This window comes from Pantoea sp. AS-PWVM4, from assembly GCF_000468095.1.
Classification (GTDB): Bacteria; Pseudomonadota; Gammaproteobacteria; order Enterobacterales; family Enterobacteriaceae; genus Pantoea; species Pantoea phytobeneficialis.
The window spans coordinates 72772-86845 of record NZ_ASZC01000007.1; the positions used below are offsets into that span (position 1 = coordinate 72772).

Annotated in this window: 10 protein-coding genes; 6 read left to right on the plus strand and 4 right to left on the minus strand. The window is 45.7% G+C overall.

What is annotated here, in order from left to right; all coding sequences use genetic code 11:
• Positions 1–249: 249 nt before the first annotated feature.
• Positions 250–732 (minus strand): YbaK/EbsC family protein, encoded by a 483-nt coding sequence (locus L579_RS08780; RefSeq protein WP_021183897.1) that lies wholly within the window; start codon positions 730–732, stop codon positions 250–252.
• Between the two features lie 157 nt (positions 733–889).
• Positions 890–2314: a sugar porter family MFS transporter gene (locus L579_RS08785; protein WP_036626008.1), complete on the minus strand. Its 1425-nt coding sequence runs from the start codon at positions 2312–2314 to the stop codon at positions 890–892.
• A gap of 373 nt (positions 2315–2687) precedes the next feature.
• On the opposite strand from L579_RS08785, the gene L579_RS08790 reads away from it, so the two are divergent.
• Both L579_RS08790 and iolE read left to right on the plus strand, forming a co-directional pair.
• The gene (locus tag L579_RS08790; RefSeq protein WP_036626010.1) at positions 2688–3512 is read left to right on the plus strand and encodes a sugar phosphate isomerase/epimerase family protein; all 825 of its coding nucleotides are present in this window, start codon (positions 2688–2690) and stop codon (positions 3510–3512) included.
• Between the two features lie 72 nt (positions 3513–3584).
• Entirely contained in the window at positions 3585–4484 is a 900-nt protein-coding gene (iolE, locus tag L579_RS08795; RefSeq protein WP_036626013.1) for a myo-inosose-2 dehydratase, read from the plus strand.
• A 35-nt stretch (positions 4485–4519) separates the two neighbouring features.
• Here iolE and L579_RS08800 read toward each other — a convergent pair whose 3' ends face one another.
• Positions 4520–6940 (minus strand): membrane-bound PQQ-dependent dehydrogenase, glucose/quinate/shikimate family, encoded by a 2421-nt coding sequence (locus tag L579_RS08800; RefSeq protein WP_021183901.1) that lies wholly within the window; start codon positions 6938–6940, stop codon positions 4520–4522.
• 260 nt (positions 6941–7200) lie between these two features.
• Here L579_RS08800 and L579_RS08805 point away from each other — a divergent pair, with 260 nt between their 5' ends.
• From L579_RS08805 to L579_RS23240, 3 genes are all read left to right on the plus strand, one after another.
• Complete coding sequence (locus L579_RS08805) at positions 7201–8238, plus strand: LacI family DNA-binding transcriptional regulator (RefSeq protein WP_036626016.1); 1038 nt, start codon at positions 7201–7203, stop codon at positions 8236–8238.
• Between the two features lie 1063 nt (positions 8239–9301).
• Entirely contained in the window at positions 9302–10963 is a 1662-nt protein-coding gene (locus L579_RS08810; RefSeq protein ID WP_081692771.1) for a PilZ domain-containing protein, read from the plus strand.
• Positions 10964–11175: 212 nt separating this feature from the next.
• Positions 11176–12513, plus strand: coding sequence for a putative bifunctional diguanylate cyclase/phosphodiesterase (locus L579_RS23240; protein WP_021183904.1), 1338 nt, complete (start codon positions 11176–11178; stop codon positions 12511–12513).
• A 119-nt stretch (positions 12514–12632) separates the two neighbouring features.
• On the opposite strand, the gene L579_RS08820 is transcribed toward L579_RS23240, so the two are convergent.
• Positions 12633–13343, minus strand: coding sequence for a GntR family transcriptional regulator (locus tag L579_RS08820; protein WP_021183905.1), 711 nt, complete (start codon positions 13341–13343; stop codon positions 12633–12635).
• A gap of 124 nt (positions 13344–13467) precedes the next feature.
• Here L579_RS08820 and L579_RS08825 point away from each other — a divergent pair, with 124 nt between their 5' ends.
• A complete protein-coding gene (locus tag L579_RS08825; protein ID WP_021183906.1) occupies positions 13468–14046 on the plus strand; it encodes an amino acid synthesis family protein in 579 nt (192 codons plus the stop codon).
• The last annotated feature ends 28 nt before the right edge of the window (positions 14047–14074 follow it).

The following is a 14074-nucleotide window of genomic DNA, read 5'->3' on the forward strand; positions in this document are numbered from 1 at the left end:
TATGAGTTCCATTTATACTGTGACGGATGTATCACCGGATAGGGGCAAAACGCGGCGGATCGGCGGGAAAATGCCAACAGCGTATAAATTTCATAAATTGATCAGGCAGAGTGGCTGGCGGCAAACTGAACAAAGCGTGAGGGCATCTCATGGCCAGATTGACGGATTTCTAAAGAAATCCGTTCCAGATAGCGTTGATTCTGTCGGGTACTGAGATTAAAGCTACAAACAATTAAAATGATTTTACCCTTACCCGAGCAATTTCTGGTTTACATCAACACTCAGGCTCACCCATTTGGCCCCGGTAATGCTGGCCAACTTTTCGGGTGAGATACGCACCCCTGAGCGTGCATTGCCGCCCGCAGGCAGCACTTCAGGATAACTGAGCAGGCTTTCATCACAGTAAATGTTAACTTCCGGGTTGATGCCGAATGGGCAGACGCCGCCCGGAGCAAAGCCCGTTTGCATCTCCACCTCATCCGCTGCCAGCATGCGCGCTTTGACACCAAAAAATTCTTTGTATTTTCGGTTATCCAGTCGCCGATCGCCCGCCATAACCACCAGCACGACCTGGTCATTAACCCGGAAGGACAACGATTTTGCGATTTGTCCATGTTCAACGCCAAATGCTTCGGCAGCCTGAATCACGGTTGCGGTCGGTGCTTCCAATTCGGTCACGGTAATTTCTGGTGCGTGTGTTTGCAGGAAGCTGCGAACGCGTTGAATCCCCATATTGCTCTCCATGTTGCTGATTTCAGCTCGACGATATGATGAAAGAAAGCTCATCATTGTTATGAAATCAGATCGTTTTCTGTTTTACCAGTCCGGCAACGGGATCTAACTTTCTCATTTCCTGCTATTTAGATTAATTGTGGTGGTGGAGGTATTCTCAAATCGTCGGGATTTTCATGCGTTCGTGTCCTCCGCGCATTTTGGCTAAGGCGACTTTTTCAATATCCTCCAGTGAGACCCCCCTGGTTTCTGGCACGAATTTCACCAGGAAGACATAACAGACGACGTTGAAACCGACGAACAACCACATGGAGAATGCACCATTAAAGTGGCTTTGCAGCCAGGCATTATCATTGACGATGGGGAACAGTAGGGTGATCACGAAATTCGCGACCCACATCAGACTCACTGCCAGACTCATTCCCAGGTTACGGATTTTTTCCGGGAATATCTCTGAAATAAGCACCCATGCACCTGCCCCCCATCCCATGGCGAAGCACACCATAAATAACAGGATGCCAAACACCGTCAAATAGCCTGAGTCGTGGGTATACAGACCCCATGAAGCAATCAGAAGTCCACATGTGGCGCCAACCGTGCCGATTTTCATCACCGGAAGACGACCAAAACGATCAAACAGATTCATGCCAATAAAGCCACCGATACCATTTGCCACGGCAATAAAAATCGTCTGAAAAAGCACCGCATCCTTACTGGTTGAACCCTGCTCAAGTACGAGTGGCGCGTAATAGTTCATCACGTTAATGCCGGTAAATTGTTGTAGCACGGCGATCAAAACCCCAACCGCCAGAATGAAGCGCAATACGGGTGTGTCTGGCGTCATGCCTTTGACTTTCGCGCCGGCATTGCGTGCCTGCTGCGCGGAGAAGATTTGCTGTGCTTCTGTGGTATTAAATTCAGGGTAGATGCGGTTATACAGTTTGATGGCGTGCTGGTGTCGGTTGTGGCGCAGACTCCATTGCGGAGACTCTGGCATGATAACACTGAGCAGCAGCATCAGAACCGAGGGGACTAACTGAGATCCCATCATCCATCGCCAACCGACATCCTGCATCCAGCTATCTTCCATTCCTCGGGCGATTGCATAGTTCACGATAAAGACCCCCAGCACCCCCACGACCATTGCCAGGTTAAACAGACCTGAGCACCGCGCTCTGATAGATGTTGGGGCAACTTCCGACATGTACATCGGAGCCACTGTTCCGGCGACGCCAACAGCAAATCCACATAGCAGACGGCCGAACCAAAACATGTCGAATGAGTTCGTCAGGGAACAGAGCAGGGAAGTGCAGATAAACACGATGGATGAGATGCACAACGAGGCTTTGCGACCGATCTTCTCCGCAATGGAACCCGCCAGCAATGCGCCAACAGTCGCACCGGCGATAATGCTGGAGACTGCCCAGCCCACTTCGGCAGGTGAGAGAGCAAAATGCACTTTTACCGGTGACAGGGCACCAGAGATGACCGCAGTTGAATAACCGAACATCAGTCCTCCCAGCGATGCGCAACAACATATGAGGTAGACGTAGCCCGCATTAAATTTTTTTTCGTATGACATGAGATAACCCCCGATTCACCATTCCTGGTTTGCAGCCCACCAGGAATCAACTGTGATAGCTCGATTGCCGTTCGCTGTGCTGCCCACCCCGCAACATGAGACATCTCGCGAGAGATGCAAATGATGCATTAGTGATCATGTTTACCTCTTCGAATCGCAACTCAAATGATCATTTATGTGTCAATTTTATGATCGCCTTCACATATGAGAAATGAAAATGCCATTTGTGTATTTTTTAAAATATACGTTTTAGTAGTATCAGCCTGAGCTTACTCAACATATCAGGTGAGACTGCGGTTAAAACTCCTCATACCCAGAGCAGTCGCAGCACCTGGTTGTCTCCACTCTGTCCCTGAACATAAGAGGTAATATCATGATTACATCTCTGCATGGCATTTCAACAATGCACGGAAATCTTATTACTGACATACGGTTAGCTAAAGAAGCAGGTTTTAATTCCCTGGAGGTTTTTTATCCAAAATTTGTCAGATATCTGGAAAATGGTGGTACAACAGCAGAGTTAAAGAAAAAGATTAAAGACGCCGGATTAACTGTTTCATTTTTAAGTGCTCTGGACCATATTGAGCGTTTTACAACAAACGACCGGATTGCACTGCTTGAAGAGGCAGAAAAAATTACCCGCGAAGCGGTGGAGATTGGCACTGATACCGTCATGGTGCTGCCAAGGAAGGGTATTGATCATCTGTCTGATGCTGAAATTATGGACATCATGACTGACAATATCGCAGCAATAGCCACTATTGGTGAGCGCCACGGCATACGCTATATGATTGAATTACCGGCATTTACAAAATTCAGAACCTTAAAGCAAGGTCTTGAGGTTATTGAGCGTGTCGGTAAGAAAAATGTAGGGATCGTTGTTGATTTCTGGCACTTCTATGCCGCAGGTTGTACGCCTGAAGAGGTTAGCCGGATGAATAAAGATCATATTTTCGGCGTGCATTTCTGCGATGGTCGCGTCCCCAAAAATGAAGGCGACACCTGGGATGAAACCATCCTGCGCTCCTGTATGCCGGGCGAGGGTGAAATAGATTTAACGCGTTGGTCACAGGCCGTGAAGGCGACAGGTTTCAATGGTGCCTGGTCGGTTGAATTAATCAGCCCTGCGTTATGGGAAAAAGACAGCAGCGAACTCACCACGGCACTTTGCCAGTCTCTTAAGCAATACGCCGCTTAATTACTCAAGCAACTTCAGAGCGCATCCGGGTTAATTCATCCGGGTGTGCTTTCTATTGTGAGAAAAAATGCTATGACCCACATAAATAAGCAGCCTGTTCAAATTGCAATCAGCCCGTTATCCTGGGCAAATGAGGTTATTGAGGAATTTGGCAAAGAGGCTACGGCTGAAATATGCCTCAATGGCGCAGCAGCGGCGGGTTATGACGGCGTAGAGATGAGTCGTCTTTTCCCCAAAAATGCATCAGATCTGGCACTGCTCCTGCAAAAATACCGGTTAGCGCATGCTTCGGGTTGGCACAGTGGATTTCTTGCTGAACGTAGCGTTGATGAGGAACTCGCTGCTGTTGGGGCCTTCGCCTCGTTACTGAAAGATACGGGAGTGAAGGTCATGGTTTATGGCGAATGCGGTCATATGCCTGAACATGCGCTCGATATTGGTATGAGCGGAAGACTGCGCTTAACATCCGCCCAGTTCGAGGCGTATGGCGACAAACTGACGGCTTTTGCTGATGCGCTCAAGGCGCGTTACGGGCTTGGTTTGGCTTATCACCATCACTTGATGATGGTGGCTGAGACGCTGGATGAAGTGAGATCAGTCATGGCCGCCACAGGCGCATCGGTTGGGTTACTGCTGGACACCGGACATGCCTTCTCCGCAGGATTTGATTACACCCATTTGCTGGAAGAATTTGGTGATCGTATCAACCATATTCATCTTAAAGATATCCGACAGGATATTTTGCAGCAGGTTCGCCAGCATGACCTCAGCTTTAACGATGGAGTAAGAAAGGGGATGTTTACCGTGCCGGGTGATGGCGATGTCGATTTCGCGCCACTTGCGCAATTCGTTAAATCCAGCGGCTATCAGGGTTGGATGGTGGTTGAAGCTGAACAGGATCCCTCACTGGAACCACCAGAAGTGACGGTCACCAGAGCGCGAAGGTTTATCCAAAAAACATTTAACCTGTGAAGGAATGCCCGGCACTGCCGGGCATTGTCTTTGCGTTATGGCAACGCGTAAGCCATAACGTAATCACCGCGATTTTTGTTGGTACCGGTGCGGGTCGCACCACCATCCACCACCACGATATACTGCTTACCATCCTTGCCGATGTAACTCATGGGTACACCCTGACCGCCGACAGGCAGACGTGAGCGCCAGAGCTCTTTACCCGTATCGTTGTCCAGCGCGCGTACATAGTAATCCAGCGAGCCGTGGAAGAATGTCAGTCCACCGCCAGTGACCAATGGGCCGCCCAGCGTAGGCATGCCGATCGGGATATAAAGGTGTGGCACGACACCCTCTCCCGGGAAGATGCCGTGGATAGGTGCATCCTGGATACTGCCCATTGGCACCTGCCACTTGGTTTTTCCGGTAGCCAAATCGATAGCCGTCATGCTGCCAAAAGGCGGTTTGAAGCATGGCGTACCGAGCGGCGAGAGGAACATTGAACGTTCCACGCCCCAGGGCGTGCCTTTCTGCTCAGAATATTCACCTTCGGTGGAGGGCACCAGGCCATGTTTAGCCGCTTCCTCGCGCTTGATGAACTGCCCCCACATCGCCATACGAATATCGTTGACGATCAGCGTGCCAGTTGAGGCATCCAGAGCGCCGCCACCCCAGTTAAATCCACCGTAATAACCCGGCCAGATCAGGGTGCGTTGTTTATCTGAAAGCGGCGTCCACTCGCCTTCCCAGCGCATTTTCTTAAATTCGATGCGGCAATAGAGTTGATCGAAAAGTGTCGCTCCCCACATATCTCCCTCTTTCAACGGCTGGACGCCGACTGAAATTGAAGAATAAGGTTGGGTATCTGCCACTTTCATACCGGGCATCGCATCGGTGGGGACTTTACGGTATTCCACTGGCGCGACAGGTTTGCCATTACGACGATCGAGGATAAAAATCTGTCCACGTTTTGTTAGCTGAATAACGACCGGTGTTGTCGTGCCATCTTTATTTGGCATGTCGTACAGGATGGGCTGTGACGAAACATCGTAGTCAAACTGATCCTGATTAGCCGTGCGGAAATGCCAACGCAACTTGCCGGTTTTTAACTCAATTGCGATGATTGCGTCGTTAAATTCATCTGAATAGGGATGGCGGTTGCCGGTCCAGAAATCTGGCGTCTGGTTACCGGTTGGGAAATATGCCAGGCCAAGCTTCGGATCATAGGAGGCTGTACCCCAGAAGTTAGGTGACTCTGGTGCATAATTTTCTCCTGGTGGTAGCGGTGTGCTGTTGTCAGGGCGTGCCGGATCAAAGGCCCAGAGAATCTTGCCGGTACGAACATCAAAACCACGCACCACACCTGAAGGTTCGCCGGTAGACATGTTGTCATTTAGCTTACCGCCAATCATGATCACGCCGTCAGCGACAAGCGGTGCGGAGGTCAGGTAATAGGAACCGCCCTCAGGACTTGAACCGATACCCGCGGTCAAATCGACATAGCCCTGGTTACCAAAAGTCGCGCAAAGTTTGCCGGTTGCAGCATCCAGTTCGAACAGTCGGCCATCGTTGGTGGTGCTTACGATACGCTTGCGGCATTCATTCAGTGTGGCGGGCGCTACAGCAGATGCACCAGGTGTGGCTGGCGTGTTTGAGGACGTATCGGCAGAGAGGTCAACATAGCTCACGCCGCGGCAGCGTTTCCAGCCCTTGTTACTGTCCGTCACCTTCATTTTAGGGTCGAAGCGCCAGCGCTCTTTACCCGTCGTGGGATCCAGTGCGATAACTTTATTGAGCGGGGTGCACAGGTACATCGTATCCTCAATTTTGAGGGGGGTAACCTGATACTCTGAGCCATCAATTGCCAGGTCGCCAGTGCGGTAGGTCCAGGCGAGTTTCAGGTCCTTAACATTGGTTTTGTTGATTTGGTCAAACTGCGCATATTTGTCACCGCCGAGGTTTCTGCCCCATGCCGGCCAGTCATTACCATCCATCTTACCTGCATCCGGATGAACAACTTTGGCGTTTTCGCCAGATGCCTCAACCTGAGCGTGAGGAACAAACATACCTGCGATCAGAGCTACAAATCCGGCAGCGTAAACGCCGCTTACCGCTAATGAAGCTTTGCAGCCTACAGGCTGAGTGCCATCTTTCCGGCGTAGCTGGGGGATGCACAGCGAGACAAGTACGCCAAAGGCGATGAAAACAATAACGCGCGGCAGAAATTGCCAGAAATCTGTACCTGTTTCCCAGATCGCCCATGCAATGGCAATCAACGTCATCAACAGGGTCAATGTCCAGGCGAAAAATTGTTTACGTACCAGAAGGTAACCGGTTAAAAGCCAGACAAGGCCAGTGAAGAGGTAAAACCAGGATCCTCCCAACACCGCAAGATAACCACCTCCTGCTGTCAGTAAGATCCCTGCCAGAGCAACCACCGCCCCAATGAGAGGGGGGAACCATCCTGTTTTTCTCATTTCAAATATGTCCACTTAAGATATTGAATGAGGCCGAACGTCAGCCCTATACCGCCTGATCATGATAATCATTATCAAATGAGTCGGTTGATGGATTTTAGATCATAAAGAGAACAAAATGATACAAATATGTATCATTACCTCAACAAAATGATCCTATAAAAGAGTCATTATGACTCATGTGGTTTTTGCGGAGACTTGGAGGCGTGAGTGAGTTAACATCACCATCATCATGGAACGTTGAAGGCAGGTTATTGTTTATGAACCGTAAACCCACGATGAAAGAGCTGGTTGCTGCTACGCAGTTGAGCAGAGCAACCATAGACCGTGTCCTCAATAATCGACCGGGGGTTAACCCCAAAACAGTCGAGGCCGTTCAACGCGCTTATTCGTCATTACTTGTTCAGGCTGCGGGTGGTGTTCATACCGGGCTGGTGAAGCAGAATTCATCTTTTTCGGTCGTGGTTCAGGCTGGAGAGGAGTACAACGAGTCTGTGAAGTTCGCGGGAGAGAAGTTGCAGGATGAGATGGATTCCCGTGGAATAACGCTGAAGATCTCGAGTTGCTCTGATGTTGATGACGATGAAGTTGTTAGCCTGATGTATCAGCATGCCAAACATGCAGATGGCATTGCCGTTGTGGCAAAAAATACCCCGGTAATTAATGCTGCGGTCCAGAAGCTGAGGCAGGAAGGTAAACACATCGTTGCACTGGTCAGCGACCTCGATCCTGATGTCCGGGACGCGTATGTCGGGATCAATAATCGCGCTGCAGGTCAGGCTGCGGGCTTTATACTCGGCAGACATTTACAGCATTGCAACAATGCTAATGTCGCCGTGATCGTCGGAACGCTCTCCTATAGCTGCCACGATGATCGTGAGATTGGATTCAGAGCGCAAATTCGCAAGACCTTCCCGTCAGTCGTTGTCTCTGAGGTTGTCTCCGGTAATGACAATACCCAGCAGACTTATGATGCGGCAATACAACTTTTGCGTCATGATCCCAACATCAGAGCGGTGTATAACGTTGCTGGTGGTAATGCGGGGCTTGCGGCTGCACTTGATGAATACAAAAGCGCCATCAGGCCGATATTAATTACGCATGAAGTCAATAAAGTCACAGAGAAACTAATACTGGAAGAAAAGATTGATTATATCCTGTCGCAGGATATGGTTCAGTTATTGAGAACAACGATAGATAAATTAAGTGCGCTTCAGAGGAATAAGAGTATTTCAGCACATACTTTTCTGCCCATTGAGATCATTACAAGATTTACATTGCAATCTAACTTTCTTTGATTATTTACCCGGCTTGCACCTGTTGGGTAATAGTGTTTTTCTTTTGAAATTGAGATTTTTTAAGATGGCTTCTTGTCAATTTGTAAAGCAAACGCATGCCAGGTATTGATTCTGTGCTGATTGACAATCCTGATGCGTCAGGGGCGGCGATCCCGGCTCATGACGCTCTGCTATAAAATGGTGTGGTGGTAGCAGATGACGTGATAAGTCTGGCAAGCGTTGTAGGTCTCGATGCTTATCTGATGGCTGTTCCCCCCCGTATGCCGGTGGACCATTTTACAATGACAAAGATGAGTCAACGAGTTCAATTTAGACTCGTGTGGGATATGCGAAGAGATCATTTTCATTTTGTGCTCTTTGCTTGATCGGTTTTATGTATTGAGTGTGACTGATTAATGAGCACAGAATGTAAAAAAAATCATGTTGCTATTTCGTTAAATTGAGATGAATTTCCTTCCAACGAATTGCCTCTTAGAAATTTATCAGCCCGGAATTACTTACAAAAACGAATTATTATTCTTTTAAGTGTGCGATGACTTAACACTTGAGCATCGTATAACTTCCTCAACCATCTACTATTAATAGTTTTTGTCTATTGAAAGCTAAAAAAGTGATCGCTGAAATCTATTCAAAAACTCACACATCATCCTGCATCAAATTTTTACTCAAGTTTATTATTCCATAATATAGTCACCTCTCCAGTTCAAAGCTCTTTTATTAGTGAGTTTCTCATTAACAGGGTAGCTTATGGGGATTGTAACCTCAGGTTATTTTTGATAATTAAATTTAGAGTCCCATAGACTTTATGAGTATCTATGGTAGCAAAGTTACAGGCCTGATGAACTGAATTAGCTCTTTATCAATTCATAAACATTTATGTACAGACCTGGTTTCAAGAAAGACTTTTGAAAATCAATGAACAGATGCCCGTCACCAACAAAGGCATTTGCTACGAAGTTTAACTGTCAAAGTTTAATATTTGTTATAGGTAATTAGAATGGCGGAACATTACTCAATACCCCCCGCGAGTGTCATTAACTCACTGCTTCAGCATCCTCACGAGATGTCTGTATATAAGGGAGGTATACCTTATGTTTTGAAAGCTGAAGTGACAGAAATTAATGCGGATGCTAACCGTATGATACTTGAAGTTGAGTATTCTGGTTCCGATATTGCTGAGTATCTCAAGGATGGCGGTTTGAGCTTTGATCTCGAGGCGGAGAAAGGTCATGACCATCTGGAGCGTGAGACATATACTCTCAGTAAAGTCTCTGCAAAGTTATTAAAAACGGATACGATGTTATACCGGCTCGAATGTCAGTTACCAAATTCCGTCTTTACTGAAGATGAAAGGGGAGCGGTACGAGTCCCTTTTATTCTCGGAATGCAAGCTCGCGTCAGCATTGAAATTTATCAATATCTTCTCAATGTTCCCGGTCGATTGAGAAACCTCTCTACTGGTGGTTGCATGGTTGAGGTTGATATAGCTGAGAGTATTGCTGTACACGATGGGAAAGACATTCCTGGTGTCACAATAGAGTTTCCTGATGGCCAAAGTTTTTATGCTGAAGGAACCATACGATATATCAGACCGTTTGGAAGTAATGGATATGCTGTGATAGGCATTCAATTTATAAACATGTCGCCTCCACAATCGGAGCGGCTAGTATATTTTGTTAACGAGTCTGAAAGGGAGATTGCGTTCCGAACGGGTATAACTGGAAGGGCAATCTTTCCTTCACCACTGTTTGTATCGGGACAAAAAGAAAAATCAATGCTTCATCGTGAAATCATGGAGCGGGATAAAAAAAATCGACAATCCCCTATGCAACGTGGTGTTCTTGAATTAGCGCATCGATTACATGTAGGTTTGATGTATCTAAAGTCACGCAATCAGTTACATCATCAGCTTTTTTATGATTGTACCGACACGCTAATTCATATGATTAGGGAAGACAGAAAGTTATTACTGTTTGCCTTATCATTTTTGCGGGATGAGCCTGATTGGTTAAGGCATGCTATTCGCGTGTCTGCAATTCTGGCGGATATGCTATTGATTAAAAACCCCCATGATCTGCAAATTCGCGAAATTGTGCTGGGTGCTCTTTTGCACACAATGGGAAAACCCTTATTAGTCAGTGAAAAGTTACCCTCGCTAAAACTCAATATGAATGATATCCAGAAGAATATCTTAAAAGGTCATGTTGAAACACTTCTGAACAGAATTGATGCTTCAGGATGGGAGCTAAGCTATATCTGTAGAGATGTAATAGAAAATGCCAACGAAAACATCAATGGTACAGGGTATCCACAGAGAAAAACTTCTCAAAATCTTACTGATACTGTTAAAACCTTATCTGTTATTAAAGCAATAGATAAGCTCACTCATGCACGAAATGGCATACCTCATCGCACGCCAATCGAAGCATACCGAAGTTTGTATGAAACAATTCAAAAGTACGATAAGAGAATTTTATTCAGGTACATTCAGACTTATGGTTTTTATCCTATTGGTAGTCTTGCAAGATTTTCAAGTGGCTTCGTAGGATGGATAATGGACATTAATGGTAAGGGAAAGCCTGTAAAGGTTCACTTAGTGAAAAATCTTCGTTTCCCTGAGACAACAATCAGCGTAACTGTTGCTAATGGTGATATGTTCCAAATTGGAAAATTGGAAGAGATAGTTGATCCTTCGGAATTTGAGCTAAAAGTGGTAAAGAATTAATATTTTATGATGATATGATTGTCGGGCTATGCATTACCCAAAAAATTGCATATGTAATATGCGGAATAATAAATATGCTGTCCTAATATTGTAATCTACGCCATAAGATAACAATGAATTATCATATGTCTGATTTGATGTGAGAAAGATCATCCTCGTTGCATTATGTTTTTTGATAATAAAATATAGTAAGTAATAGGAGTGCCTGCATCATGCCTCATCATCGCACTATGCTTTCTTTGAGAGAAGAGCATCTGCTTTTTCTCTGTAGAGTCGCATCTTTCACTGGCTTCGCTCTAATGTTAGTTTGGCTTTTCGTCTATGCTGTATTACAAGAGTGGAGTTTGGCACAATCAGAGATCATACTGGGCCTTGCTTTACTTCCTTGCTGGCGTATAGCTGTTAAAGGTTTTTTCCCTGAAGGTTTGATGCTTTCCCAGTTTGTATTTATCGCATATATAATTTCTTTTTGTTTAATATTCGATGTTCCACAAGAAGGTACGCAGAGGTCAACACATCTTTATCTAATTGTTATTGCACTGGTTGGATATATAAATCTGCAACGTTACCGCTCTTTGTTTCAAATGGCTGCAATTGGAATTAGTTTAGTTGCATTTGTTATTTTCAGTAGTTCCAATCTTGTTTTTAACTTTTCTCAACCAATGCCTAAAAATATCCAGGTATTTAGTACCTGGATGAATGCTATTGTCTCAACACTTATGCTATGTGGTGGTATAGCTGTTATGCATATTGATTTCTCTCGTCGTAACGAAAAAACGAGATCAATCCAAAATGCGTTATACAATAATGAATTTGTTCTTTTTTATCAACCAATTGTAAACTGTTGTGGTGAACTGACCGGTGCTGAAGCATTAATACGTTGGAAAAGTCCTGAACGGGGAATGATATCTCCATCTGAATTCATACCCTGTGCACAGGAATCGGGTATGATGCCAGTTATTGGTAATTGGGTTATCACACAGGCTTTTCGCGAACTTGCATTTTGGCAAACAGATCCTGCTACTAAACATATTACCATGTCAATCAACATCACGGTTGACCACTTTATGCAGCCTGATTTCGTACAAAAAATACTCCATCAATCCTCAATCGCAAACATACCATCCCGAAAAGTTAAGTTCGAAATAACTGAAAGCGTTTTTGCCTCTGATATTGATGTTGTTGTTGAAAAAATGAATGCCTTATCAAATGCAGGATTTCGCTTTTCTCTTGACGACTTTGGAACTGGGTTTTCCTCCTTAAGTTACTTACGGCGCTTGCCTCTTGAGCAAATAAAGATAGACAGAAGCTTTGTTGCGGCAGCAACTGAGTCAAGCAAAGGTGAGGTCATTGCAAAAAATATATCAAGGATGGGACATGAACTGAACATTGAGGTTCTTGCTGAGGGAATAGAAACTGCTGAGCAATGGGCGATGATGTTAAAATTTGGTTGTACAACCTTTCAAGGATTTTACTTCTTCACTCCACTTCCTGCTGATGAGTTTAGGCGAGTATCAAGAAAATCAATGTTGGTTGCTGACAGGGCATAAGAGATATTATTTTTGAGTAGCATGCTTATAGAATAACATTTACCCAGAGATAAGCCTCTGGGTAAACTTCCTGTCAATTAGCGTAACTCGCTAAACAACGCGAACGTGTTTTATGTTTGTTAACGTACAGAATCTGTCATTGCAATCCGAGCCGCTTCGCAAGCATTACGAATGTGGATCGCGGCGGCTGACCGGGCTTCACTCTCATTTCCTGCAATTACGGCTTGATGAATTGCCAACATTTCATCAAGAGAATGGTTTGAACGTTCAGGGTTCGACATTGATCTGGCCCTCAGTACACTGATACGTGCATTAAGACCATCGAGGATATCTTTGACTATCCTGTTTTCCGCCATCTCAGCCAGGGCCATATAAAATTGTGTTGTGGTAAGTACCTGGCCCAGTTTATCGCTGCTTTTCACTGCACTGGCGAACTGATTGAGAGCAACACTAAATTGCTCACGTAATCCTTCATCCTTACATTTACATGCCTGAGCAGCAATCTCTGGCTCAAGAATCATTCGCGTGGCGTAAATCTCCTCTGCGTCCTTCCATGCCAGTTCAGCGACAAAACTTCCACGATTGGGAATGAAATGTACCAGACGTTCGCTTTCCAGTGTTCTGAGCGCTTCACGTAATGATGGGCGGGAAATCTCCAGAGCTTCACATAATTCCGCTTCAATTAACTTCTGCCCAGGAAGGAGTTCGCCAGAAATAATGGCCTGCCGCAAAGCACGAGCGACCTGCATCCGTATGCTGTCTTTGTCGATCATGATATTCAGTTTTTTCATTCCGTCACGTTTCTCCGGTGCTTCAATCTCTGGCGTCATTATCCTGTTCACTTCGTTAAATTCCCAGCGATTAACTATTGTCAACGATCAGCTACCCGGATTGCAAGATTGACAGACAATATGATATAGATGTGTCAGATCGTCATACAATCTGAGGAAAACAATGGAAATCGAAATTCGTCGTATTTATACGCAAGTTGATGATATTTATGCTGAAGGTGCTGTTAAGGTCGAGAAACCCTTACGTAAGGCTGCGGTGGTGTTTGTTATCAAAAACCCGTTATGTCATTCAAAAGGGGCTGATCTTTCCTCTTTAATCGAAGTGAGTCCTGAAATTGGCAAACTTATGGGTCAGAAACTCCTCGAAGTGATGAATGGCTTTCCTATTGAAGGTTACGGCAAAGGTGGATTGGTAGGTTCAGGTGGTGAAGCTGAGCACGCTAATGCGCTGTTAACGACCGCGTTTGCTAACCCCATCCGGGAAGCGATTGGCGGTGCTGATGCCTGGATTTCGTCATTTCAAAAGCTGGCAGTTCCGGGGGATAAAATTGATATCCCTATGAATCATAAAGACGATGTCTACGTTCGTTCGCATTATGATGGTATGACGGTCAGTATCGCCGGATGCCCGCAAGCCGATGAAGTTGCTCTTATCTTTTGTGCCTCCTCAGGCAAGCGTCTCAACTGGCGTGTTGGTGGCTTGACCCATGAAGAAGTGATGGCTCGTAAAATAAAGGGTTGAGTTTTCGGGATGCGCTGATGAAGTGCAT